Raw genomic sequence first — 23,853 nt, forward strand, 5'->3', positions numbered from 1 at the left:
GGGCGGAAAAAACCCACCCCGAAACCAGATATCTAAATTTTATGTGCAGTTACTTCTTCTTGCTTCTCTTGAGTCTGCAAAGATGCATAAAGACGATTTAGCGCATTAACATAAGCTTGCGCGGAAGCAACAATGATATCTGTGTTCGCCGCATGACCGGAAAACACTCTAGAATCATGTCGGAGACGAATAGTAACTTCCCCTAGAGCATCAATTCCTTCTGTGACTGATTGTACAGAGAATTCAATCAACTGATTGGGTACGTTTACTACGCGGTTAATGGCTTTGTAAACAGCATCTACAGGGCCAGTACCAATGGCCGCATCAGTCAATTCTTCACCGGCTGGGGTGCGGAGGGTGACAGTCGCCGTAGGTTGAGCATTATTACCGCAGGAAATTTGCACTAACTCAACTCTGAATAAATCGGGAGCTTGTTGAATTTCATCATTAACAATAGCTTCTAAATCCCAATCGGTAATTTCTTTCTTTTTGTCGGCTACGTCTTTAAATTTGACGAATGCTTTATTTAATTCGGTTTCTGATAGTTCAAAACCCAATTCTGTCAAACGACTACGGAAAGCATTTCTCCCGGAATGTTTGCCCAATACAATTTGATTGTCTGTTAAACCAATCAATTGAGCATCCATGATTTCGTAGGTGAGCTTGTTTTTCAGCACCCCATCTTGGTGAATTCCAGACTCGTGAGCAAAGGCGTTTGCCCCTACTATAGCTTTGTTTGGCTGCACTAACATTCCTGTCAAATTAGAAACGAGGCGGGAGGTTTTATAAATTTGACGGGTGTCAATGTTAGTTAGTGGTGCTTCAGAATCTGCTGGTCTTCCTAAGAAGGGATTGAAGTATTGTCGCCGGACGTGTAAGGCCATGACTAATTCTTCTAAGGAGGCATTTCCGGCGCGTTCTCCAATGCCGTTAATGGTACATTCTAATTGGGTTGCACCATTTTTTACAGCTTCTAGGAAGTTGGCAACTGCTAATCCTAAATCGTTATGTCCGTGTACGGAAATAATTGCTTGATCAATATTGGGGACATGATCTTTAATCCCCTTAATCATTGCCCCAAATTCACTGGGGGTCATGTAACCTACAGTGTCTGGAATGTTAATTGTTGTTGCGCCAACTGCGATCGCTCGCTCTAATACTTGATAAAGAAAATCTGGATCAGAACGCGCCGCATCCATTGGCGAAAATTCTACATCTGCCATGAATGACTTAGCATAAGCTACCATTTCTTCGGCGATCGCTAACACTTCGGCGCGTGACTTCCGCAACTGATACTCTAAATGAATATCAGATGTGGAAATAAATGTGTGAATTCTGCCGTGAACTGCTGGTTTTAACGCCTCGGCTGCGGCTTCAATATCCGCTTTAATGGCTCTAGCTAAACTACAAATTACGGGGCCATCTTCTGTCCCCACAAGTTGGGCTATTTTCTGCACCGCTTGAAAGTCTCCCGGACTCGCAAAAGCAAAACCAGCTTCAATTACATCTACGCCTAACCGGGATAATTGTTTGGCGATCGCTAGCTTTTCATCTATATTTAGAGTTGCTCCAGGACATTGTTCTCCATCTCTGAGTGTCGTATCAAAAATGATAATTTTTTCGGCTTTGTTGGTCATTGTTCCTCCTGGTTGAGTTTTTGTTGAATCTTAAAATATCTTGAACCTTAGTTTTTTTATTCTTAAGATTTGTAAATATTTGCTAAGATTACTAACCTTCTACTTTTTCTATACTGTCTCTGATATCGTTTAGATCAATATATCTGTCCGTAGCATTGCGTAGCTCTCTGGCTATCATTCCTTCAGTTGATACGACTGTGATATGCGTATTTTTTGAACGTAATAGTTCGATAGCCCTTTCAAAATCTCCATCACCACTGAATAAAACTACTCGGTCATATTGATCTACTGTATTAAACATATCTACGACAATTTCAATATCTAAATTAGCCTTTTGGGAATAGCGCCCGGATGAGTCATCATAATATTCTTTAAGAATTTTAGTTCTCACCGTATATCCTAAGCTAATCAGAGCATCTCTGAAACCTCGCTGATCTTGCGGGTCTTTTAAGCCAGTGTACCAGAAGGCATTGATTAATGTTGTGTCTGATTGCTCGTGTTTGAAATAGTCTAAGACTCGTCTTGGATCAAAAAACCAGCCATTTTTTTGTTGAGCATAGAACATATTGTTTCCGTCTACAAAAATAGACAGACGATTCATTGGGGAACCCATAGAAAAATACACCTAACAAATAGAAAAGTAATTAGTTTGGACAATAGATTATAGCAATTCTCAAATGATAAATTTGCTAAAATCCCTATAACAGGGTTTTATGTATAGCTTTTATCTTACCTCTTACACCGCATAAAATTGGTGAAAATATTGGACTTAAGGTGTCCAGACTTGAACCTTTTCACCTTTAACAGTTTCAGAGACACCTCGTGATCAAAATCTATCAATAAAATTGACTGATTAACAACATTCTGAGCTATATAACTTTCAAGTTTACTTCTAAAGAGATCAGGCATAGGTCTTGGGGTAGGATAAAGAAAAGTCATTACAAAAGTATAAGATTCTCATTTAAGTCTTATTTCCATGTATTTGTAGTCAAACCAGCCCTGAATAAATAAATAACGTAGTAAGTAGGTAAGTCAACTATTAACACGATATGGCAGCATAACCTACATCTACCTTAACCAAAAAATATATCTCTGTTGCCAATAGAACCTCTAGTAAACCGAAAAACGTGATTCAGAGCGCAGCATCACAGCAATGTCGGCTCATGGGGCGTTTAGGTCATTTGCTGACTGTCTGTGGTGAGGATTAGGTTCAATTGCTAGAAAATCAAGGCGTGGGTCAATAATACCTCGAAAAAAGATCGTAACTTTGGCAATTGCTCATTAGTCAATTTCTCTTCCCGAACAGTACTATAAAACAAATCGGCAACAGTATGGCTACTGAGAACCACTGAAGTCTTTTCCTTTGAAGCACTGTGCATACACTCAGATGAGCGAAAACTATGCTAAGGTTGGTGTGAGAGTTACAAAATTGCTGGCGATCGCTTCCCTAACCTGACATTACGCCAATTTCAGTTTCCGCAGTCATTTTTAAGTCACCCTAGCAGTGAAAACACCCGCCTTTTATCCTCAGCTTCATGTCTATGCAGTCAGCATGATTGAGTCAAAGCCTTACGTCGTATCGCCCCTAACCCCCTATTATAACGATAAAAAATCTTCTGCTGTAGTCGGATGAATGCCTATAGTTTCATTCAAATCTTGCTTGGTAATACCTTGACGAATTGCCACCCCTAAAGTTTGAATAATTTCGGCGGCATTTTCACCCAGCATATGAGCGCCCAAAACTTGTTGCGAATTGTCATCTACCACCAACTTCATCATCGCTGGCTCCTCTGCTTCCACTAGCTGATACAAAAGAGGTTGGAACCGTTTACAGTAGCATTTTACAGACTCCCCAAATTTTTCCCGCGCCTGGGCTTCCGTCATCCCCACACCAGAACCTTCTGGACGAGAAAACACAGCAGAAGGCACATAATCGTAATTTACCGTTTGGGGGTTGTTGCCAAAAACTGTATTCGCAAACGCCATACCTTCCGCCTTCGCTACTGGAGTTAATTGCATACGGTTGATACAGTCTCCCACAGCAAAAATATTTTCTTGGGTAGTACAGAAGTATTCGTTTACTTGAATTTCACCTTGTTTACCAACTTCGACTTTCGCCTTTTCTAAACCCAGATTTTGAGTATTAGCACTGAAACCTGTAGCCACGAGGATAGTATCTGCGGCAATAGTTTCTGCACAGTCCCCAGTAGTCTTCAACAGCCAACCTTCATCTAAGTGAGTGATTTCTTCAGCAGTGCAGTTAGTAAAAATTCTAATTCCGCGTTTACTTAAACCCTGTTGGACACCAGAGCGGATATCATCATCAAACCCTGATAACATCATCTCATCTCTTTCCAGCAGTGTTACCTTGCACCCTAAAGCGTGCATCATGCTAGAAAATTCAGCACCAATATAACCACCCCCAATAATTGCCAACCGTTTTGGTAAATAGGGTAAATGAAACATCTGGCGGGATGTAATAGCGTATTCTATCCCCGGAATCTGAGGCTTATTAGGTTTTCCCCCCACAGCAATTAAAATTTTATCAGCTGTAACTTGGTGTCCATTTAAATCTAGAGTATGAGCATCAACAAAAACAGCACGTTCCTTAATTATTTCAATTCCCGCATTTCGTAACTGTTGACAATAGGAGTAGTTAATGTGTTCGATATGTCGGTGTACGGATTTCATAAACAGTGTCCAGTCAAAATACCGTTTACACTTACTCCACCCGTAACTGTTTGCCATTTGGTTATCCTGAGCAAAGTCAGCTGCGTAAACAATCAGTTTTTTAGGAACACAACCCCGATTTACACAAGTACCACCAATGGTTTCTTGTTCAGCCATAGCCACACGGACACCATAGCTAGCCGCTTGTTTTGCTGCTGCTAATCCCCCAGTCCCAGTACCGATGACAAACAAGTCATAATCAAATGTCATAAAAATCTGTTCCTTCGTAACTGTTTGGAAAGCAGAGCTATTTCATCTTTTATAGTGATTTCGCTCACGTTTTATCTACTGCCTTTAGGTGGATCAAAAATGCTGACATATTACAGTGTATAAACTGTAAATGTTATCCAGTCATGGAAATATTCAGCAAATTTATAACTTAAGGAAGATAATTAATCTTACTAGGGACAGGTATCTTGAGATATAAACGGACAAAAACTACCTGTACAAAACAAATACAGCATTTTTCATTGAGATCAAGTACAAAATTATCTAAATACCCTATCTGTGTATATCTGTGGTTAATTATCTTTTTATCTATTAAACCCACCAGCAAAATGCCGTAAGCATAAATCTAAAATAAGACATCATTAAATTTGGACAATTCGACCAGATTACTAGCTTTTACCATATATAAATTATTGTAATTCGCAATTGTTCACCCTAAGTTATTTCACGCAAATTAAAAGAGTGTGAGGATAAAAGTGATGTATAAATTTCTAAAAAAAACGCGGAATAAAATTTTAAAAAAAATTGATTCTATACCCTTGATAAAGTATCAAAATGATCTGGCTTATCAAACAGCAGTAAAAAACCACATTATAAATTTACCTATTATGACAAAAGCTGACCAAGAACTAGTAGAAAAAATAAAATATGAAGGAGTCGTAATCACTTCATTAGAAGAATTAGGAATTCCATCTACGCCTGACATACTCAAAGCCGCAATAAACCTGAAACAAAAACTACCTCCGAATATTTCTGGACAAAAAAATGGATTTGTTGTTCATGCTAGTTCCCAGCAAATAATGGAATATCCAGAAATTTTTTACTGGGGACTGGAAGAACGTTTACTAAATATTGTGGATAATTATCTTGGTTTACCAGTAGCCTACAATGGACTATATTTTCGCAGAGATATTGCTAATAACATTGAGCAAGGTTCCAGGTTATGGCATATAGATAGAGAAGATAGAAAAATCCTGAAAATTATCATTTATTTAAATGATATTAATGAGTATACAGGACCACTTCAATACATCCCCCAAAATTTAACCTTAGAAATAGTCAAAGCTTTAAAATATACATCTGGCTACATTCAAGATTCAAAAATGAGAGAGTTTATATCCCCAGAAAATTATAAATCATGTACAGGTTCCATCGGGACTGTAATTTTTGCAGCTACTGGGAGCATTTTTCATCGGGGTAAATTACCTATAAATTCTGATAGATTTGCGATATTTTTTTGATTACAGTTCTAGCCGGCAAAAAAAAAGATATTATATTGCTAATTCTCAGCCGCATGAGGATTTATTCATCCTTTCCCAAAATCTCCCAGAACACAAAAAACAGTGTCTAATTTATTAATAAATCCAGAGAAATAATTTCCTTTCAAGCGCCTATAAAACTTTATTCACCCGCCCTAGCTTTGGTAAACTAATATTTCTGATCCCTCTCCTTAGTAACTACCGTTTACACACAAGTCCAAAAACCTTTCATTTAAGTAGGGTGTGTTATGGACGTTAGTCCTAACGCACCGAAAATTTGGGATGGTGCGTTGCGCTACGCGACAACACACCCTACAAAAAAAGGATTTTGAGTAATTTAATCATTTGTGTGTACACCGTGCTTCCTTAGCAAGGAGATGGTTGGGGTGAGGTTTTGTAGAGGTTTCTAAAAAATTACGCTAAAGAACAAACCTTTAAATTGTAATATCTTCCTCTTGATTAATCGCTAATCTTAAAACCGATAACCCTAAAATAATCAAAAATAAGACTAATCCAATTGTGCAAGCATAGCTAATTTCTAAATTACTAAAGGCTTCTTCATACAAATAGTAAACAATGGTTTTTGAGCTATTTAGTGGACCGCCTTGGGTCATAATAAATACTTCTTCAAAGACTTTAGTCGCCGAAATCGCAGAAATTACCGCCACTAGCGCTAAATAAGGCTTCATCAAGGGTACGGTAATATCCCAGTGTTTGCGGATACCATCTGAACCATCAATAGCTGCGGCTTCATACACATCAGCCGGAATTGATTGTAATCCCGCTAAATAAATTACCATGTAGTAGCCGAGTCCCTTCCAGATGGTAACAGCCATGACACTGGCTAGAGAAATTGGTACAATGCCCAGCAGTTTATCTGGACTGGTTAACCAGGGAATTCCTTCGGGAAAAATATTCAAAGTTTTGAGTAACTGATTGAGTAAGCCGTTTTCTGCATACAGCCATTTCCAAGCTATACCAGCAACTACCATTGATATCACTACGGGGGTGTAGTAAGCTGCTCTAAACCAATTCATTCCTCGCAGCTTCTGATTTACCAAAATTGCCAGCCCCAAGGGAGCCATGACCAAAATTGGCACAACAACCAAAAGATAAAGAAAAGTATTTTCTAAGGTTTTCCAAAAAACTGCATCCTTCCACAAGCGGAGAAAGTTGCCAAAACCTATCCATTGGGGTGGCTGGGAAAGGTCTTCGTAGCTGGTAAAGCTGAGGTAAAACGCTTGTATTGCTGGCCAAAAAACTGTTAAAACCAAAAGAACTAAAGCCGGTAGCAAAAATAAGTAAGGAGTCAGTCGCTGTTTGATGAAATTCCAGTTTTGAGGCTTGAGTTGATTCATAGGGACATTTTACTGATTTAAATGGAGATCAACTGTGATGGAATCTGAGAACAATTTGCCAATTGAGCATCAAAATGTACCAGTCAATCACCGTGGCTTACATGAATTTTTGTACAGTTCTGACGATGAACACGATACCACTGAGGTGGCTGTAACGCCTGCATTCGGAAATAATGGCGGGGAGATTATGCCTCTGGAGACTTGGCGCACGGCTGATCAGAATGCGAAAATTGCGGGAGTTTACGCGGTTTTGGATGCAGAAGGCGAAACCCAATACATTGGCTATTCCCGGAATGTGTTGCTTTCTCTCAACGGTCATGTTAGCCAATATGGTGAACAAAAGTGCGCTTTTGTGCGTGTGCAAACCTTTAAGTTTCCCAAGCGTCAAGAAATGGAAGATTTGCGAGATGCTTGGATTGCAGAACTGGAAACTACACCACCTGGTAATGCTGCTGAAGGGGGAATGTGGGCTAGTACGGTAGGTGAGGCTGCTAAGGCGGTAATGTCAGAGGTGGAACGCCAAGCCTACGAGGAGAAAAAGCTAAAGTTGCGAAAAGCAATGGCTGATTCAAGTTTGTCTAAAGAAATAGAAGCGGTGGATGGGAGTGAAGCTCAACGTCAGCGTCAACTCGAAGCGGCTGTGAAGAATGATGACTGGAGTTCAGTTATTGACGCGCAGACAGAGGAAACTAAGTCTTAATACCTTACCTAACCCCTCGGCAAGGGAGGAGGGGCTTTGAAATACAGCACATTTCATTTGATTAAAACGGAGAGGGAGGGATTCGAACCCTCGTATACGTTCCCGCATAACAGACTTTCCAGGTCTGCGCCTTAAACCACTCGGCCACCTCTCCAGGGGCAACGATTTATAAGCATACTATGAAATCCAAGAAAATGCAAATATATAATTAAGCAGATTAAATTAATGTTGAAGTTCACATCCCAAAGCCTAAATTAAGATGTCTGATAAATATACGATTAAAGTCCGCGATCGCTCTACTGGCGAAGAATACAGTCTACAAGTTCCAGGCGATCGCTACATCCTTCACAGCATCGAACAACAAGGGGGGGAACTGCCGTTTTCTTGCCGCAATGGCGCTTGTACAACTTGCGCTGTGCGGGTGCTGTCTGGAGATATTTACCAACCGGAGGCGATTGGATTATCTCCGGCGTTGCGTCGTCAAGGTTACGCTTTGTTATGTGTCAGTTACGCCCGTTCTGATTTGGAGGTGGAAACTCAAGATGAGGATGAGGTTTATGAGCTACAGTTTGGGCGCTATTTTGCTAGGGGTAAAGTTAAGGCGGGTTTACCTTTAGATGAGGATTAAGATTTTTTTCACGCAAAGGCGCATTCGGCGTTCGCGCAGCGTCCCGAAGGGAAGCCGTTCCCGCAGGGTAGACGCAAAGGGTTTTTTTGGGGTCTTGGTGCGGAAAATTGTGCTTTTTGGTTCCTTGTTGCTGCTGGTGAGTTGTCAAGTTAATAATCAGACTGCAAGCAATCAGGTGCAGGTGAAGGTGGCGCGGGTAGTGAGTGGGCAAAGTTTGGACGTTTTAGGTATGGCTGAACAACCAAATTTGATTTCTCGCGTCCGGTTGGTTGGGATTGATGCACCAGATTTTCAACAACGCCCTTGGGGAGATGAGTCTCGACAAGTTTTAGAGACGTTGATTGGTGAGCCAGAAAAACCCGTAATTCTGGAATTTGATGTGTCAGCCAAAGATAAAATGGGTCGGACTTTGGCTTATGTGTGGAAAGATCAGCAGTTATTGAATGAAGAAGTCCTTAAACAAGGATATGCGATATTTGTGGGGCGATCGCCTAATCACAAATATGACCAGCGCTTGGAACGCGCCCAACAATGGGCTAGACTCATGGGAAAAGGCATTTGGAACCCAGAAAACCCTATGCGTCTTCCTCCGGCTGAATTTCGTCGTCGGAATCTTTAAGGAGTGGGGAGTGGTCCGTAAAGAATTTTGGATTTTGGAGAAAGCGATTTTAGATTGCAGTCTAATCCAAAATTTAAAATCTAAAATCTAAAATTGATTGACTAATGACTAATTTACAAATTTTTCTAGATATTGCTACGGAAGCGGCGTTGGCTGCGGGTGCGGTTTTGCAAGGGTATTTGGGTAAGTTAGAAGATGCTATTACTGAAAAAGGTCGTCCTGGTGATTTAGTCACTGCGGCGGATAAGGCCTCGGAAGTGGTGATTTTGGAAATTTTGCGTCGCCACTTTCCCGAACATTCTATCCTGGCTGAGGAATCCGGGAAGTTAGGCAATCAAGATAACCAGTACCTCTGGGCAATTGACCCCTTAGATGGTACAACCAATTACGCTCACCAATATTCCGCTTTTGCTGTTTCCATTGGCTTATTAGTTAATGGTGTGCCGCAAGTTGGTGTGATTTATGACCCTTTTCATGATGAGCTATTTCGGGCTGCTACTGGCTTGGGAGCGACGCGCAACCGCCATTCTATCAAGGTTTCAGAAATATCTGAACTGAGTAAAAGCCTGCTGGTAACGGGATTTGCCTATGATCGCCGGGAAACACCGGATAATAACTATGCAGAATTTTGTCACTTGACTCATCTCACCCAAGGCGTTAGGCGTAGCGGTTCCGCCGCCCTGGATTTGGCTTATGTTGCTTGTGGGCGTGTTGATGGTTACTGGGAACGGGGAATCTCTCCTTGGGATGTTGTCGCAGGTATAGTATTATTAAGAGAAGCTGGGGGTAAAGTTACTGCCTATGATGGTACTGCTTTCAAAATAGAATCAGGTAGAATTCTGGCTACTAATGGTAATATTCACCATAATCTGAGTCGTGAATTGGTAGAGGTTCCACCTTTGTCGAGCTGGAAGTGAGGGAGGTCAGGAAAACTAATAAATAATACCTGACTATTTGCTACTGACCAATTACCGATGAAGCGAAGTAAACTAGAAAAAAGCTCAAGCTCTTTTGGTGCAAAACGGCTCTATGTCTTTCAAAATAGATAGTGGATTGTTTAAATATGATTTTATAGATAATCACGCAATTTTATGTGTTGCTGTTGACGCGAATGTCAAGGAAATACGTGAACGTTATCTGCAAATTGCCCGTCGCTTACACCCGGATAGCAGGACGGTAATCTCGGCTGGGGAAAAACAGCTAGCTAATGAATTATTATCCAAGTTGGTTAACCCAGCTTATGAACATCTATCAAAAGAACGCAGTCGCGCCGAATACTTGATTGTGTTGTCTCAAATTGCCAAGTCCTTGGTACAAGAATCTAGTTCAGTGGAATTGACTAGCGACTTGGCTAAACAATTAGTGAGTGCGCCTAATATTGATGCTTTTTACAAAACTGCGATCGCTAAAGTTGCAGCAACCCAATATGAGTCGTTACACCAATCCGTTAAAATCATATCCCAAATCAGCGAGTTAAATTTAGTTTACCTGATGCGGAGTGCTGCCAACGTGTCCACCTCGCCATCGTCATTGGCTAAATCCAAAAGTAATTCAGGTACGCCCAAGTCAAATACAGCCACCCCACCGCCAGCCGTAAAAGAAGATTCGCCTGTAGATCAGTATGTCCGTCGCGCTCAAGGTTTTATTGACAAAAAACAATTTAGTCAAGCCAAGGTGGAGTTACAGGATGCTCTGAAGCTAGAACCTAAAAATAGTCACTGTCATAGTTTGGTCGCTTTGGTGTATTTGAAGCAAAATCAGGTAAAAATGGCCAAAATTCATTTTGATAATGCTTTGAAATTAGATCCCACTGATGAAATAGCGTTGACATGGAAACCTAAAATAGAAAAGGCTTTAGGGCAACAATCGGGTGGCTCGAAAGTAATTCCACCTCCTGATGATGGAACTAAGCAACCAGATAAGTCTGGAGGTCGTGGGATGTTTGGTGGTTTTTTTGGTGGGAATAAAAAATAATGGTGTATCAACCAGCAGCGGGAGCCAGGGATTTATTACCTTTAGATGTGGCTCAAAAACGCTGGATTGAAGATCGGTTACAGCAGGTGTTTCATCGGTGGGGATATCACAGGATTATCACTTCCACGTTGGAACGCATGGATACTTTGATGGCGGGAGAAGCAATTCAACGCCAGATGGTGATTCAACTGCAAAATGGTGAAGATGAAGAATTAGGATTGCGTCCAGAGTTGACTGCTTCTATTGCTCGTGCAGTGGCTACGCGCATGGCAGATGTCACCTATCCGCAACGTCTATACTACAATGCCAATGTTTTCCGCCGTACTTGGGAAAACAGGCACAATCGCCAGCAAGAGTTTTATCAATCTGGGGTGGAGTTGTTAGGTGTGGGCGGATTGTTGGCAAATGCCGAAGTCCTGCTATTGGCGAGAAACTGTTTAACTGCACTGGGTTTGCCAGATTGGCATTTAATTCTGGGCGAAGCGGGAATTACGCGATCGCTCCTTGATGCCTTTCCGGTGAATATTCAAGCTCAAGTTCGCAGTGCGATCGCCCATCTGGATCGCATTGCCATAGATACTTTACCCTTGAGCGATGAACTACGCGATCGCGCCAGAATCATGATGGATCTACGCGGTGACAGCGCTGATGTCTTGCAAAAAGTCAGTAGCCTTGGTTTAGCTCCAGAGCAACAAGAAATAGTAAATCACCTCAAATCTGTGGTAGAGTTATTACAATCAGAAGGGGAGTTTCCTTTAATTCTTGATCTCAGCTTGATCCAAACCATCGACTACTACACTGGTATAGTCTTTGAAATCGTCAGCGATACAGGTTCACAAGCGAGAGTTTTAGGGCGTGGTGGTCGCTACGACAAGCTTTTAGGATTATATCATCCCCAAGGCGAAGATATTCCCGGTATTGGTTTTGTACTGAATATCGAAGATCTATACCAAGTTCTTTTATCTACACAGCAATTACCACAATCAACCCCAGCTAGTGACTGGTTAGTAGTAGCCCAGACACCAAATGTTGAAGCTGCGGCCTTTGCCCACGCCCAAAAACTGCGTGATTCTACAGATTTGGTAAGGGTAGAAATGGATTTAGGTGGCACAGATGTGGAAGCTATGAGAAAATACGCAAGCGATCGCGGCATTACCCAAATTGCCTGGATTAAATCCGATGGTGAAATTGTGAATGAATCATTGCGTTAGTTAGGGAGTGGGGAGTAGGGAGTAGGGAGTAGGGAGTAGGAAACTACTTTTTCTCCCCTGCCCCCTGCCCCCTGCCCCCCTGCTTCTTCCCCTGCTAGGCTAGATATAGCTGATCCGAAACAGAGGGAATCGAAAAAAAATGCCGCACACGATTGTAACTGATGTTTGTGAAGGTGTTGCTGACTGCGTAGATGCTTGTCCAGTAGCTTGTATTCATGAAGGCCCAGGTAAAAATGTCAAAGGAACCGATTGGTATTGGATTGATTTTGCCACCTGTATCGATTGTGGTATATGTATCGAAGTTTGCCCTGTAGCAGATGCGATCGTTCCAGAAGAACGATCTGATTTGCAAAAAACACCGTAAATTTAAATATTGGCGCAAATTTTTGCTCAAGACAGGCATTTGAAACACTTCAAGATTGCCTGTTTTTTGTATAAATCTATGTTATGCTGCCAAATCATATGATAAATTTATAACAGATGACAACCTGCTAATGTCTGAATAAATTTTGTGTAAAGTGTGTAAAAATGCCTAGTCAAATTTCTCAGGTAGCAGGTATGATTGTTTGGTTGGGTAATACAACAAACCGTGTAAACGGTAAATCACGCGAGACTTTTGCAAAACTTATGACCAAAAACAGCATAACTACCATTTCTAAGATATTGGCATTCGGTCTGTCTACTACAGCAATTGGCCTGATGTCTGCTCAAGCTGCCACAGCAGCAACATTTGATGTGAACTTTACACAACTAGCAGGTTCCATCAACACAGGCGCTAACACAAATGAAATTGGCATTTTCCGTGCTAATTTGTCTGGTCTTGGCTCCGATCTCAATTCGATTCTGTTCCAGGATAGTAACAACTTGGCTGGACTAGGTGGTCAATTTAGTGGTTTTGATTTAGATTCCATCAAACTCAGCACCACCTTAATTAACAATGCTACAGACATCAACACTTTTGCCGGGTTAAACGTGTTCGATTTTAGTGCAGCCAACACTGTTTTCACTCCAGGAACCCAACGTACTCCTACAGATCCAGCTTTGTTTGGTACGACCGGAGGCAATGTTAATAACGCAGTTGCTACACTGGGAAGCTTTGATGGTAGCTTGATTGATACTGACCTTAATAACAACGATCCCACAGATTTGGTTGGTAACGGATTTGTTAGCTTAGGTGATGGTGGTTCAATTCTATTTAACCTGACTAGTGCCGTTTCTACAGATGGTCCACTATATCTTTACGTTGGAGAAGTGGGTAACAACGGTGAGTTCCCAGGTCCACTTACCGCCACCGTCGCAGATGTTCCAGTCGATCCCCAACCTCCTGTTTCAGTTCCTGAACCTGCTAGTATAGCTGCTTTATCCTTAATGGGAATCTACTTCGCATCGCGCCGTAGACAGACAACAAAGCCTGTATAGTTTTCAAAGCAATTGAAGGCGGAAGCCCATTAGTTGAGGACAGAAAACCAAAAAAATTTCTGTTCTCAAAGTCATTGCTCAGTGGAAGTCAGATGGAAGACATTTGAGTGTTAAGAAAACTTGATATCATCAGGTTGTCAGGAAAGACTTTTAAACATACCCGTAGACTGCAATCAAGTAAACGCCCAAAACCCAAACCACAGGATCAGGAAACAACACCTTTTTTGGCGTACAGGGTGTGACTAGGAACCCAATTACAGCTATTTTCAGGTAAATGGAACACACAACGCCAATTAAAACCCTGTAGAGGCTTTGCATGAAAATTCTCTACATTGGTAATAAACCGAAAAACGCTGTAATTGGGATATACAAAGCGAAATATTTGTCTAATCCCAGTATTCCTAGTCGTGAGAGGTAAATTTTCATGCTGTTGATCACGATAAACAGAGCATAGGTGAAATATCTATGCTTTTTTGTCTAAAAAATTATGTAAACTAAATACTAATATTTTTAATTAAAAAAATAACTTTGATTAATTAAACGAATTTGTGGGAACGTTTTCCCGATAAAAGCGACTGCGTAAGCGTTAAGCCCATGACAAAGGTAAATTTTACAGACGTTCCGCAGGCATCCCCGCAAGGTAGGATGCAAAGAGCGCTTACATTATCAACTTCCAAGGATTTTATGTCAGGTTCAGTCAAGGATTCGACTCCACTGCTAGAAGTTAAAAATGTTCACGCCGGATATAGTAAAGATATAGATATCCTGCAAGGGGTGAATTTTCGGGTGGAATCAGGGGAATTGGTAACAGTGATTGGCCCCAACGGTGCGGGTAAATCCACCTTAGCCAAAACTATTTTTGGGCTGTTAACTCCTCACACAGGCACAATTACCTTTAAAGGTGAAAATATTGCTGGACTAAAGTCAAATCAAATAGTCAGGAGGGGAATGTGTTATGTGCCACAAATCTCTAATGTTTTTCCTTCCCTGAGTGTGGAAGAAAATTTAGAAATGGGCGCTTTTGTGCGTAATGTACCCCTGAAACCCCTGAAAGAGCAAATTTTTACCATGTTTCCCAGATTAAGCGATCGCCGTCGTCAACGTGCTGGTACACTATCAGGAGGAGAACGTCAAATGCTGGCTATGGGCAAAGCTTTGATGTTGGAACCGACTTTACTGTTATTGGATGAACCTTCTGCGGCATTATCCCCCATTCTAGTAACGCAAGTATTCGAGCAAATTAAACAAATTAATCAAACAGGTACTGCTATTGTCTTAGTAGAACAAAATGCCCGTAAAGCCTTAGAAATGGCTGACCGTGGTTATGTACTTGAGTCGGGACGCGATGCTATCTCTGGCCACGGTCAAGAATTATTACACGATCCTAAAGTAGGTGAACTATACTTGGGCGCAGGTAAAAAACATTGAATTAGTTACAAATACAAACATCCCCAAGCAATTCAATTCATCAAGGATGTTGGAAATTTGCTCTAATTCCTTAAATAAAGCTTAATTCTCTAAAATTTCCATTGCGGCGGCTTAATTGTTCGATTATAATCTATTGTGTTTTGATTTAAACATCACAACAGATGTACACAGATAATTTCCTCCCTAGAAGGTGAGAAAATTCCATATCAGGTTTGATCGACAAGAGTTGGTAAAAACTGCAAACATCCGCAAACATTGGATATCTAAAACTATTAACAATTCAGAATCTAAACTTTTGGTTGTTAATTTTTCACTAAAAAATTACTAGAGACACCAAGCAATGACTACACCAGATTTGATGATTGAGGATTTAATACAAAATCCCAATGGCGAAAGTAGAGGTAATTCATCAGTTTCGCCAGAGGAAAAAAGATTTTTAACTCTGAAAATAATTGATAAATTGCTGATAGCATCTTTACTATTATTGAGTATTCTGGCGATTAGTTTTTCCGAAAATCAAAAGTTTGCTCTTTATGGTGTTATAGCACTCTGTTTTGTCTTTTCATTATTCATCATCAATAGACAATTATTTCAAGACTCAAAAAAAGCCGCTAATGAGTACGAAGCTAACAAAAAAGCCGAAATCTATACTTATTTATTGAATAATAGCTCTTGGCAGCTCAAAAATTTTACGCCAATTAAAGCTAAAGCTTTACAATACTGTCAAGATTTGATTGACGACTATAGACGAGTTCGGGATTTATCGAGGACAATTTACTATGTTCTGCAAATTACCACGGTGGTTTTTTCCGGAATCACACCTATTTTAGTGCTGGTAGATAAAATAGAAGCAGGACAAACTTGGTTAAAGTGGCTACCGGTTATTTGTCCCGCTATTGCGTCTATACTCGCCAGTATAGTTACGTCGTTCCCCTTTCAAAAGAATTGGGTAGCTGCTAACACAGTAGTAGAATTATTGGAAGCGGAAGAAGAAAAGTTTATTTTGGGCGTGACACAACCTTATCGTTTCTCTGATACTTCTGACGAGGTGCAACAGCAAGAAAAAGCCAGCCAAGCTTTAGAACACTTTATTCAACAGGTGAATAACATTCACTTCCAGCAAGTACAGCAGTCAAGTGAGACGCAGACAGAAAAGAAAGAATCTGCGCCAGCCAATGAATCACAGTCACAACCGACTACCTAATTAACAGCAATTTTTTTGCCTCACGCAGAGGCGCAGAGGCGCAGAGAATCAATTTGGAATCTCTGCGTTACTCTGTCGAAAGGATTTTAATATTCTGGAACTGAAGGATCTACTTCTTTGCTCCAAGCGTTTATTCCGCCTTTGACATTAGTCCCCTCAATTCCGGCTTCTTTGAGGATAGCCAAGGCTTTGGCGGAGCGTCCGCCTAGTTTACAATGAGCAATTAAGCGATGTCCATTGAGGATTTCTTTGACTTTGGCTACACCGTCGCCGTTTTCAATATCTGGTAAGGGTATCAATACAGCACCAGGAATTTTGGCGATTTCGTATTCATGAGGGTTACGGACATCTAATAGCACAAAATCTTTTGCGCCGCTATCCAGTAATTCTTTTAATTCTTTGACGGTCATTTCTGACATTTCCATCTGCTGTTTAGCCTCCTCTGCTTGAGCTTGGGGAATTCCGCAGAATTGTTCGTAGTCTATCAGTTTTTCAATAACTGGGCGAATGGGATTTGGACGAAGTTTCAATTCCCGAAATTTCATTTCTAAGGCATCGTACAATAGTAATCTTCCACTGAGGGTAGTACCCTTTCCTGTGACGATTTTTACTGTTTCTGTCGCCTGAATAATTCCAATCATTCCTGGTAAAATACCGAGTACGCCGCCTTCTGCACAGGAAGGAACCATTCCTGGTGGTGGTGGTTCTGGGTAAAGGTCACGATAGTTGGGACCACCTTCGTAGTTAAAGACCGTGGCTTGCCCTTCAAATCGGAAAATGGAGCCGTAGACGTTCGGCTTATCTAGCAGTACGCAAGCGTCATTCACGAGGTATCTGGTGGGGAAATTATCAGTACCATCTACGACGATATCATAAGGTTTCATGATATCCAGGGCGTTTTCAGCACTGAGGCGAGTTTCGTATAAGTCAACCTGACAATGGGGGTTAATTTCGTGTATCCGGTTTTTTGCGGATTCAATTTTGGGTTTACCTACCCAGGATGTACCGTGTATGACTTGGCGTTGGAGGTTGGAAGTATCGACGATATCGAAATCTACTATACCAATGCGTCCAATACCTGCGGCTGCAAGATATAACAGTAATGGCGAACCTAGTCCACCAGTACCAATACACAATACACTGGCAGCTTTTAAACGCTTTTGTCCTTCTAGTCCAATTTCTGGCAAGATTAAATGGCGGGAGTAGCGTTCGTAATCGTCTTTAGTCAACTGGATTTCTTCCAGGTTGGGATTTAGCATAGCAGTTAGGTAGATCAGCCGAGAATATTGATCTTATCGAAAAACGATATTTTTAAATTTTTTCAATTGACTCTGGTTGGAATTGGTGATGATCATCAAGAATCCAACTTTTGACTGTAGCAGCTTTACCATTTTGAACAGAAACTATTATATATGAGTATTCTGCCCAAGCATATAGGCGATCGCATTCTGATGGTGTAGCGGAATTATCTGGGTGGGAGTGGTAGATACCGATAATATTTAATCCGCGATCGCCTGCGGCTTTTTGTGCCTGTAACATAACTTGGGGAGCGATCGCATATCGTTTTCTGGTACTCTGTACTGTGGGTTCATCTGGAAAATCATCGGCTTGGGTATTCCAAGCGTTTTCTGTAGGCATTATTTCCATAACAATTTTACCCTCCCTACCCAGAAAACCGAGAATTAGTCCACAGCATTCTTCTGGGTAGGTGCTTTCAGCATGAGTACAGATAATTTGTAGGTGTTCAGGAAGGAGTTTGAGAACCCGACTATTCATCAAAATTGTGACTTTGCTTGTCAATGTAAGATGCTAGCAGTTCCTTGACTTCCACCACGTCACTGATTAAAAGATCATAATCAGACGAGTCCAGCATATTCAACTCAAAGCAAAGCAGCAGGTAATATTCCACCTCTATCACTGCATCTCGCGCCATTTCCAGAAAATCCAGTTGCATTTCATAGTCATCGCGATCGCATCCCTGAGCTATTTTAATAGGAATGGCAGCACAAGCTAAACGAATTTGTTGTGTTAGCCCCTGTAATTCCTCTTCTGGAAAGGTTTTAGTAATTTCATAGACTGCAATTGTGAGTTCGTGCGCTTTTTCCCATTCTTGCAGCTCTCTAAAGTCTGTCATGTTTATATTGGTATCCTTGAGGATTAAGAGGGTGACCAATGCCTACTATAATGATATGCCACTATCATCCCACCTACCCAAATTAACTAGAATCCAAATCACGTAAAAATTTGACATTTTTCTTTACGTTAATTACTGCAATTAGGTCACTCAGGAAATTTTCTTAATAGTTACCCAATGCGGATTTGAACAAATACACCAACCTCACCCCCAACCCCTCTGGTTGCTTTCGCGTAGCGTTTCCCTTTGAGAGAAGGAGAGGGGAGATGTTGAAGCAAGTCACAGACGGGCTAAAAATTTCAGCATGAGGGAAATTACTGTATCCGAGGACTCAATCAACAAGCCATGACCACCACGGTCTAACACTACCAGTTCAGCGTGGGGAATACCTTGAGCTAGTTGTTCAGAAAACTTAACTGGGGTGAGAATATCTTCTTTTCCCACTAAAATCAGCGTGGGACAGTGAATTTTATGCAGTCGGTCTTGTGTATCACTGCTGAGTATAGCCCGACTATGATGATAGAGTGTATGTGTAGCTGGTGTAAAGGGATAATTCACTGCCCACTCAATTAGTTGTTCTACCATCCCTGGAATACTATAAAACTCATCAGTAAATATCCAGGGAAATACAACTTTTTGATAAAGCTTCAGGTCTATACTACTGGGGAGGTCGCCCCATGTGGAAATCACATGATTGAATCTTTCATCACCCTTAGCTAGGGAAGAAAGCAAAATTAGACTTTTTACCCTTCCAGGCTGCGCTAAGACCAGTTCTTGGGCAATTTGACCACCCATCGAATGACCGACTACACTTACCTGATTGATACCGATGTGGTCAAGTAATGCCGCTATATCATTAGCCATCTGCTGAAGATTATAAGGACTATCGGGGGCAGAACTGCGCCCCAGTCCGCGATTATCCACACGAATAACTTGATATTGGGTAACGAGGGATGGCATGATTAACGACCAATAGGAGTGATCGCATAAGAAACCAGCAATTAATAATAAAGGTTCACCCTGTCCTTTGATGTCATAGAACAAATCAATTCCGTTAACCTGAACTTTTGGCATAAGTCGTAAATAACTATAAAAAAAATTAACTTGGTGATGCAACAACAAAAACCAATGGCTGTGGAATTTCGCGATGTTACCTTTAGCCGCAACCATCGCCCTTTAGTATCTCATCTCAATTTCTCTATTAGTCAAGGAGAAGCCTTAGTATTACTCGGACGTAGTGGAAGCGGTAAAACTACTACAATGAAATTAATCAATCGCCTTTTTACACCTACACAAGGTGAAGTATTATTTAATGGCATTCCCACAAATCAATGGGATGAAATTAAATTGCGGCGTAATATTGGTTATGTGATTCAAGAAACTGGTTTATTTCCCCATTTTACTGTAGAACGTAACGTGGGTTTAGTCCCGAATTTGCTCGGTTGGCAATCTAAACAAATTAAAATGCGGGTTTATGAATTGTTGCAGATGGTAGGCTTAGATCCTGGACAATTTGCGGGGCGTTATCCTCATGAACTTTCCGGCGGACAAAAGCAACGAGTCGGTGTAGCTAGAGCATTAGCGGCAGATCCTCCAGTATTATTGATGGATGAACCTTTCGGCGCACTCGATCCCATTACCCGCTTAGAACTCCAACAAGAATTTCACCGCTTACAACAGGAATTAAATAAAACAGTGGTGTTTGTCACCCATGATATTCAAGAAGCCTTTGTTTTAGCTGACCGAATTGGGTTAATGTGTGAGGGAGAATTGGTAGTATTAGGGACAAAGGATGAATTTAAGCTCTCTCCACATCCAGAAAGTCTAGCTTTTCTGCAATGTCTGCAATCACTGGAACAGAGTTTATGAAAGACTTTTTCTTGATCAAGTATGGCCCAGAAATCCTGCAACATACCCTAGAACACTTATTTATGGTGAGTATTGCGATCGCCACTGCTACACTTATCGGTATTCCTTTAGGTATTTTAATCACCCGCCAAACTCACCTGCGCCAACCGATTCTCGGTATAGCCAATATTCTCCAAACTATTCCTAGTTTAGCATTATTCGGGTTATTAATTCCAGTCCCGATAATTGGGGGAATTGGTGTTGTCCCAGCAATTGTTGCTCTAACTTTATATTCCTTTCTGCCGATAATTCGCAATACGTACACTGGTATCATGGGGGTAGATCCCGCCATTCGCGAAGCTGGGCGAGGTATGGGAATGACAGATAAACAATTGTTGTTACAAGTAGATATTCCCTTAGCAATGGGGGTAATTTTGGCAGGTGTGCGGGTAGCAACAGTTATTTCTATCGGTATCGCTACTATCGCCGCAGCCATTGGTGCTGGTGGTTTGGGCGTGTTTATTTTTCGCGGAATTGCAGTGGTAAATAATCAGTTAATTTTAGCTGGTGCGGTACCTGCGGCGATGATTGCATTAGTCGCTGATTTAGCTATTGGTTGGCTGGAACAAAAATTAAAAGTTAAAGCTTGAATTGCGCTTAAGTATGGCGATTGTGAAAAGCTGAATACAGAGAAGTTTAGGTTATGAAAAGATTTTGGATATTATGTATTGTAACTTGTGTGATGGCGGTGGGGATAGCTAGTTGTAATTTCAATGCTAGTACAAGCGGTGCTGGTGATATTGTTATTGCTTCTAAAGATTTTACAGAACAAGATATTTTAGGTGAACTTTTAGCCCAGCAAATTGAAGAAACCACTGATTTAACAGTCACTCGTCGTCCCCGTTTAGGTGGTTCTTTTGTTTGTCATAATGCTATTATTGCCGGACAAATTGATGCTTATATTGAGTATACAGGCACAGCTTTTACTGCGATTTTAAAACAACAAGCAGTTAATGATCCAAAAGTAGTTCATGAGCAGTTAAAACAGGCTTATGCGAAACAATTTAATTTAGAAGTTATGCCTAGTTTAGGGTTTGAAAATACATTTGCCATGATTATTCGCGGTGAAGATGCTAGACGCTATAATATTCAAACTCTCTCGGAAGCTGCTAAATATACACCTCAATGGCGCGGTGGGTTCGGTTACGAATTTTTAGAACGGGAAGATGGTTTTCCAGGGTTAGCGAAAACCTACGGTTTACGTTTTGCTATATCTCCCCAAATTATGGACTTGGGTTTAATATATCGAGCTTTAATTCAAAAACAAGTGGATATGGTAGCAGGAAATTCTACAGATGGGCAAATCTCCCGTTTGGGTTTAGTGGTACTTAAAGATAATCAACAATATTTTCCCCCTTATGAAGCTGCGCCCATTGTCCGTAAAGAAACTTTGAATAAATATCCGCAATTAAGAACAGCTATAAATCAACTTTCTGGAAAAATTACATCTGATGAAATGCGAGAATTAAATAATTTAGTTGAAGGTGAATTACAGGATATCAAAACTGTGGTGCGCGAGTTTCGCAAGTCTCAGGGATTATAGGAATTTCTGCGTTTAATCGTAAACCCATGTTTTGTTTATAGCTTTGAACCGCATACTATTCAAGGAATCAAATCAACCTCACAAAGAGATAGAATAGTGTTTAAAAAAGCCTTTAATTCAGCACACTGGTTAACCGCAACTATCAAATCATTTTTTTTCAAAATGCTTGCTGCATCACGAATCTTATTGTAACTACGTTTACATTTACCTATTTCAAAAATTTCTTTAATCCGATATGATGGTGGATTATTATGATTAACTTGCTCAGGTAAAACCCCAGGCGATGACTTGTTATGTTGAGCTAAATCCTGAATAGTTTTCCAATAAGGTAATAGCCAAGCTTCAAAATCATACTGCGCGGCATGAGGGTAAAAATTTGGGCAATTTCCTACCCAAGCTGTCATTTTATCTTTAGCATCTGCTGCATTTTGAAAATCATTGGTTCCTGTATAAACATCTGTTAGTGCAATTACAGCATTAACAGCTTGTTTTCCTGTCAGCAAATTTGTGACAATACGTTTGAGTTTTTCTTCTTTGGGGATGCGTCCATCATATGGAATGAATTGGAGCCTGGGCTTTCTTTGTTGTAAGCGTGACTTGAGAAAATCGTTTAAAATTGGTTGAAAAGCTTTTTCAGTTGCACCTTCCACTAAAATAGCTATCTTCATGGACGACCACCCATTAAATTCATTGCCCAAATTTGGTCTAAACTATAGTCTTCTAGCCATTGCTCTAAATCGAAAGAATCGCCCCAATTCATAGTTGTTAGACCATCTTCAGCATTACAAACTAGTACTTCTTCAGGGTGTAAAAATCGGATTAATCTATCTGAGTGAGTGGCAACAATTAGTTGAGTCCTTTTGGCAGCTTCACGCATTAAATCGGCTAGTAGTCGCAATAATTCTGGGTGTAAACTGACTTCTGGCTCATCAATTAGAGTTACAGCAGTTAAATCTGGACTTTGCAGCAGTGTCACTAACCAGATAAATCGTAAAGTTCCCTCAGATAAATGGTGCATATAAAGGGGCTTAGAAAAATTTTTATCTTTCCAAGTCATTGCCAATGTTCCTGCTGCTACAGGCGGAAAACCCAATCGCTCAAAATCTGGAAAGGCAGCAACTAGGGTATCTTCTATAATTTCAAATCGTTCTGAGTCAGTTTCTCGTAAATAATAAAGACAGGATACCAAATCCTCTCCGTTGGAACCTGGCAAAGTTGCCGGGCGCATTGATTGAGGTAAACGAATTGGACTTTTGGCAGCAATATTTAATGCCCCATAAAAAGTACATGAAGCTAATCTTTTACGAAGATTCTCAGGTTCTTGGTACATTTTGGGAACTTGAGAAAGAGAGGTTTCTAAAGGATTATGTTCCCAATTCGGACGCAATAATTTTTGATCCTCTGGACTAAAATATTTAACATCTAAACCACGAGAGTCAATGTGTTTGAAAGGGTCAAAAGCAGCAGGATTATTCTGTTGAGTAAGTGTTTCTAAAGCAATTTCGTATGACAAGGCTTTAGGAGCAACTTCGAGTTGGTAATCAAGCGTTGCATAACCAGGTACACTCATCGATAAGGCGATCGCCATACGATCTGCCTGATCACGGGTGATGATTTCACTCAGTCCACTCAACTCTGAAAGCTTTGGTTCTAACTGACCTTTTGCCGATGCTGCTAAGAGTGAAAATATCTCTAAAAAAGAAGTTTTACCTACGCCATTAGCACCAATCATAACTGTCAGATTACGCATATCGACTTTTACGTTATGCAAACGGCGATATCCTTGAATAGTTATATTTTCAAAAGAATTCATAATATAATTTTTACAAAATAATTAAGCTTTGGTTCATTATATTTTTTGGGAGTATTTAGA

At 40.7% G+C, this 23,853-nt stretch carries 24 protein-coding genes and 1 tRNA gene; 14 read left to right on the top strand and 11 right to left on the bottom strand.

Features of this window, described 5'->3' with window-relative positions:
* Positions 1-32: 32 nt before the first annotated feature.
* The 3 genes from NSP_RS18910 to gorA form a co-directional block, all read right to left on the bottom strand.
* Positions 33-1,637, bottom strand: a complete 1,605-nt coding sequence (locus tag NSP_RS18910) for a 2-isopropylmalate synthase (protein ID WP_006196799.1) — start codon at positions 1,635-1,637, stop codon at positions 33-35.
* Between the two features lie 91 nt (positions 1,638-1,728).
* Positions 1,729-2,250 carry a LabA-like NYN domain-containing protein gene (locus tag NSP_RS18915; protein WP_006196798.1) on the bottom strand — a complete coding sequence of 174 codons (522 nt, stop codon included), beginning with the start codon at positions 2,248-2,250 and terminating at the stop codon, positions 1,729-1,731.
* A gap of 983 nt (positions 2,251-3,233) precedes the next feature.
* A complete protein-coding gene (gorA, locus tag NSP_RS18925) occupies positions 3,234-4,577 on the bottom strand; it encodes a glutathione-disulfide reductase (RefSeq protein ID WP_006196797.1) in 1,344 nt (447 codons plus the stop codon).
* 497 nt (positions 4,578-5,074) lie between these two features.
* On the opposite strand from gorA, the gene NSP_RS18930 reads away from it, so the two are divergent.
* The gene (locus NSP_RS18930) at positions 5,075-5,836 is read left to right on the top strand and encodes a phytanoyl-CoA dioxygenase family protein (protein WP_017804340.1); all 762 of its coding nucleotides are present in this window, start codon (positions 5,075-5,077) and stop codon (positions 5,834-5,836) included.
* Between the two features lie 452 nt (positions 5,837-6,288).
* On the opposite strand, the gene NSP_RS18935 is transcribed toward NSP_RS18930, so the two are convergent.
* Positions 6,289-7,212, bottom strand: coding sequence for a carbohydrate ABC transporter permease (locus NSP_RS18935; protein ID WP_006196795.1), 924 nt, complete (start codon positions 7,210-7,212; stop codon positions 6,289-6,291).
* Between the two features lie 37 nt (positions 7,213-7,249).
* Between NSP_RS18935 and NSP_RS18940 the strand changes: the two genes are divergently transcribed.
* The gene (locus NSP_RS18940) at positions 7,250-7,912 is read left to right on the top strand and encodes a GIY-YIG nuclease family protein (protein WP_006196794.1); all 663 of its coding nucleotides are present in this window, start codon (positions 7,250-7,252) and stop codon (positions 7,910-7,912) included.
* A 67-nt stretch (positions 7,913-7,979) separates the two neighbouring features.
* On the opposite strand, the gene NSP_RS18945 is transcribed toward NSP_RS18940, so the two are convergent.
* A tRNA-Ser gene (locus NSP_RS18945) sits at positions 7,980-8,066 on the bottom strand.
* Positions 8,067-8,171: 105 nt separating this feature from the next.
* On the opposite strand from NSP_RS18945, the gene NSP_RS18950 reads away from it, so the two are divergent.
* From NSP_RS18950 to NSP_RS18990, 9 genes are all read left to right on the top strand, one after another.
* Positions 8,172-8,540, top strand: a complete 369-nt coding sequence (locus NSP_RS18950; protein ID WP_006196793.1) for a 2Fe-2S iron-sulfur cluster-binding protein — start codon at positions 8,172-8,174, stop codon at positions 8,538-8,540.
* Positions 8,530-9,159, top strand: coding sequence for a thermonuclease family protein (locus NSP_RS18955; RefSeq protein ID WP_006196792.1), 630 nt, complete (start codon positions 8,530-8,532; stop codon positions 9,157-9,159). The genes NSP_RS18950 and NSP_RS18955 overlap by 11 nt, the downstream gene beginning before the upstream one ends.
* A 104-nt stretch (positions 9,160-9,263) precedes the next feature.
* Positions 9,264-10,076: an inositol monophosphatase family protein gene (locus NSP_RS18960; protein ID WP_006196791.1), complete on the top strand. Its 813-nt coding sequence runs from the start codon at positions 9,264-9,266 to the stop codon at positions 10,074-10,076.
* Positions 10,077-10,188: 112 nt separating this feature from the next.
* On the top strand, positions 10,189-11,133 hold the full coding sequence (locus tag NSP_RS18965) for a J domain-containing protein (RefSeq protein ID WP_006196790.1): 945 nt from the start codon (positions 10,189-10,191) through the stop codon (positions 11,131-11,133).
* A complete protein-coding gene (locus tag NSP_RS18970; protein WP_006196789.1) occupies positions 11,133-12,344 on the top strand; it encodes an ATP phosphoribosyltransferase regulatory subunit in 1,212 nt (403 codons plus the stop codon). Before NSP_RS18965 ends, NSP_RS18970 begins: the two co-directional genes overlap by 1 nt.
* A gap of 139 nt (positions 12,345-12,483) precedes the next feature.
* Positions 12,484-12,708, top strand: coding sequence for an indolepyruvate ferredoxin oxidoreductase subunit alpha (locus tag NSP_RS18975; protein WP_006196788.1), 225 nt, complete (start codon positions 12,484-12,486; stop codon positions 12,706-12,708).
* Between the two features lie 164 nt (positions 12,709-12,872).
* Entirely contained in the window at positions 12,873-13,763 is an 891-nt protein-coding gene (locus NSP_RS18980) for a PEP-CTERM sorting domain-containing protein (RefSeq protein WP_006196787.1), read from the top strand.
* A 684-nt stretch (positions 13,764-14,447) separates the two neighbouring features.
* Positions 14,448-15,191 (top strand): ABC transporter ATP-binding protein, encoded by a 744-nt coding sequence (locus NSP_RS18985; RefSeq protein ID WP_017804341.1) that lies wholly within the window; start codon positions 14,448-14,450, stop codon positions 15,189-15,191.
* Positions 15,192-15,531: 340 nt separating this feature from the next.
* Positions 15,532-16,395 (top strand): DUF4231 domain-containing protein, encoded by an 864-nt coding sequence (locus tag NSP_RS18990; RefSeq protein ID WP_006196785.1) that lies wholly within the window; start codon positions 15,532-15,534, stop codon positions 16,393-16,395.
* A gap of 86 nt (positions 16,396-16,481) precedes the next feature.
* On the opposite strand, the gene moeB is transcribed toward NSP_RS18990, so the two are convergent.
* The 4 genes from moeB to NSP_RS19010 all read right to left on the bottom strand — a co-directional run bounded on the left by moeB (position 16,482) and on the right by NSP_RS19010 (position 19,603).
* The gene (gene moeB, locus NSP_RS18995; protein ID WP_006196784.1) at positions 16,482-17,654 is read right to left on the bottom strand and encodes a molybdopterin-synthase adenylyltransferase MoeB; all 1,173 of its coding nucleotides are present in this window, start codon (positions 17,652-17,654) and stop codon (positions 16,482-16,484) included.
* A gap of 52 nt (positions 17,655-17,706) precedes the next feature.
* Positions 17,707-18,171 carry a M67 family metallopeptidase gene (locus NSP_RS19000; protein WP_006196783.1) on the bottom strand — a complete coding sequence of 155 codons (465 nt, stop codon included), beginning with the start codon at positions 18,169-18,171 and terminating at the stop codon, positions 17,707-17,709.
* Complete coding sequence (locus NSP_RS19005; protein ID WP_006196782.1) at positions 18,164-18,529, bottom strand: four helix bundle protein; 366 nt, start codon at positions 18,527-18,529, stop codon at positions 18,164-18,166. The genes NSP_RS19000 and NSP_RS19005 overlap by 8 nt, the downstream gene beginning before the upstream one ends.
* A 279-nt stretch (positions 18,530-18,808) precedes the next feature.
* On the bottom strand, positions 18,809-19,603 hold the full coding sequence (locus tag NSP_RS19010; protein ID WP_017804342.1) for an alpha/beta fold hydrolase: 795 nt from the start codon (positions 19,601-19,603) through the stop codon (positions 18,809-18,811).
* A 36-nt stretch (positions 19,604-19,639) separates the two neighbouring features.
* Between NSP_RS19010 and NSP_RS19015 the strand changes: the two genes are divergently transcribed.
* The 3 genes from NSP_RS19015 to NSP_RS19025 are packed head-to-tail and all read left to right on the top strand — an operon-like array spanning position 19,640 to position 21,980.
* Entirely contained in the window at positions 19,640-20,398 is a 759-nt protein-coding gene (locus NSP_RS19015) for an ATP-binding cassette domain-containing protein (protein ID WP_006196780.1), read from the top strand.
* Positions 20,395-21,027 carry an ABC transporter permease gene (locus NSP_RS19020; protein ID WP_006196779.1) on the top strand — a complete coding sequence of 211 codons (633 nt, stop codon included), beginning with the start codon at positions 20,395-20,397 and terminating at the stop codon, positions 21,025-21,027. Before NSP_RS19015 ends, NSP_RS19020 begins: the two co-directional genes overlap by 4 nt.
* A gap of 53 nt (positions 21,028-21,080) precedes the next feature.
* Positions 21,081-21,980, top strand: a complete 900-nt coding sequence (locus NSP_RS19025; RefSeq protein ID WP_042202315.1) for a glycine betaine ABC transporter substrate-binding protein — start codon at positions 21,081-21,083, stop codon at positions 21,978-21,980.
* Positions 21,981-22,039: 59 nt separating this feature from the next.
* Here the strand turns inward: NSP_RS19025 and NSP_RS19030 are convergent, their stop codons facing one another.
* A complete protein-coding gene (locus tag NSP_RS19030) occupies positions 22,040-22,648 on the bottom strand; it encodes a DUF4276 family protein (protein WP_006196777.1) in 609 nt (202 codons plus the stop codon).
* Complete coding sequence (locus NSP_RS19035; protein ID WP_017804343.1) at positions 22,645-23,793, bottom strand: AAA family ATPase; 1,149 nt, start codon at positions 23,791-23,793, stop codon at positions 22,645-22,647. Before NSP_RS19035 ends, NSP_RS19030 begins: the two co-directional genes overlap by 4 nt.
* Positions 23,794-23,853: the final 60 nt, after the last annotated feature.

This window comes from Nodularia spumigena CCY9414 (assembly GCF_000340565.2).
Lineage (GTDB): Bacteria > Cyanobacteriota > Cyanobacteriia > Cyanobacteriales > Nostocaceae > Nodularia > Nodularia spumigena.

Excerpts from the sequence above, each read along its gene's own strand:
- NSP_RS18910 (WP_006196799.1), bottom strand. The coding sequence starts at position 1,637 with ATGACCAACAAAGCCGAAAAAATTATCATTTTTGATACGACACTCAGA.
- NSP_RS18915 (WP_006196798.1), bottom strand. The coding sequence starts at position 2,250 with ATGGGTTCCCCAATGAATCGTCTGTCTATTTTTGTAGACGGAAACAAT.
- gorA (WP_006196797.1), bottom strand. The coding sequence starts at position 4,577 with ATGACATTTGATTATGACTTGTTTGTCATCGGTACTGGGACTGGGGGA.
- NSP_RS18930 (WP_017804340.1), top strand. The coding sequence starts at position 5,075 with ATGTATAAATTTCTAAAAAAAACGCGGAATAAAATTTTAAAAAAAATT.
- NSP_RS18935 (WP_006196795.1), bottom strand. The coding sequence starts at position 7,212 with ATGAATCAACTCAAGCCTCAAAACTGGAATTTCATCAAACAGCGACTG.
- NSP_RS18940 (WP_006196794.1), top strand. The coding sequence starts at position 7,250 with ATGGAATCTGAGAACAATTTGCCAATTGAGCATCAAAATGTACCAGTC.
- NSP_RS18950 (WP_006196793.1), top strand. The coding sequence starts at position 8,172 with ATGTCTGATAAATATACGATTAAAGTCCGCGATCGCTCTACTGGCGAA.
- NSP_RS18955 (WP_006196792.1), top strand. The coding sequence starts at position 8,530 with ATGAGGATTAAGATTTTTTTCACGCAAAGGCGCATTCGGCGTTCGCGC.
- NSP_RS18960 (WP_006196791.1), top strand. The coding sequence starts at position 9,264 with ATGACTAATTTACAAATTTTTCTAGATATTGCTACGGAAGCGGCGTTG.
- NSP_RS18965 (WP_006196790.1), top strand. The coding sequence starts at position 10,189 with ATGTCTTTCAAAATAGATAGTGGATTGTTTAAATATGATTTTATAGAT.
- NSP_RS18970 (WP_006196789.1), top strand. The coding sequence starts at position 11,133 with ATGGTGTATCAACCAGCAGCGGGAGCCAGGGATTTATTACCTTTAGAT.
- NSP_RS18975 (WP_006196788.1), top strand. The coding sequence starts at position 12,484 with ATGCCGCACACGATTGTAACTGATGTTTGTGAAGGTGTTGCTGACTGC.
- NSP_RS18980 (WP_006196787.1), top strand. The coding sequence starts at position 12,873 with ATGCCTAGTCAAATTTCTCAGGTAGCAGGTATGATTGTTTGGTTGGGT.
- NSP_RS18985 (WP_017804341.1), top strand. The coding sequence starts at position 14,448 with ATGTCAGGTTCAGTCAAGGATTCGACTCCACTGCTAGAAGTTAAAAAT.
- NSP_RS18990 (WP_006196785.1), top strand. The coding sequence starts at position 15,532 with ATGACTACACCAGATTTGATGATTGAGGATTTAATACAAAATCCCAAT.
- moeB (WP_006196784.1), bottom strand. The coding sequence starts at position 17,654 with ATGCTAAATCCCAACCTGGAAGAAATCCAGTTGACTAAAGACGATTAC.
- NSP_RS19000 (WP_006196783.1), bottom strand. The coding sequence starts at position 18,171 with ATGAATAGTCGGGTTCTCAAACTCCTTCCTGAACACCTACAAATTATC.
- NSP_RS19005 (WP_006196782.1), bottom strand. The coding sequence starts at position 18,529 with ATGACAGACTTTAGAGAGCTGCAAGAATGGGAAAAAGCGCACGAACTC.
- NSP_RS19010 (WP_017804342.1), bottom strand. The coding sequence starts at position 19,603 with ATGCCAAAAGTTCAGGTTAACGGAATTGATTTGTTCTATGACATCAAA.
- NSP_RS19015 (WP_006196780.1), top strand. The coding sequence starts at position 19,640 with ATGCAACAACAAAAACCAATGGCTGTGGAATTTCGCGATGTTACCTTT.
- NSP_RS19020 (WP_006196779.1), top strand. The coding sequence starts at position 20,395 with ATGAAAGACTTTTTCTTGATCAAGTATGGCCCAGAAATCCTGCAACAT.
- NSP_RS19025 (WP_042202315.1), top strand. The coding sequence starts at position 21,081 with ATGAAAAGATTTTGGATATTATGTATTGTAACTTGTGTGATGGCGGTG.
- NSP_RS19030 (WP_006196777.1), bottom strand. The coding sequence starts at position 22,648 with ATGAAGATAGCTATTTTAGTGGAAGGTGCAACTGAAAAAGCTTTTCAA.
- NSP_RS19035 (WP_017804343.1), bottom strand. The coding sequence starts at position 23,793 with ATGAATTCTTTTGAAAATATAACTATTCAAGGATATCGCCGTTTGCAT.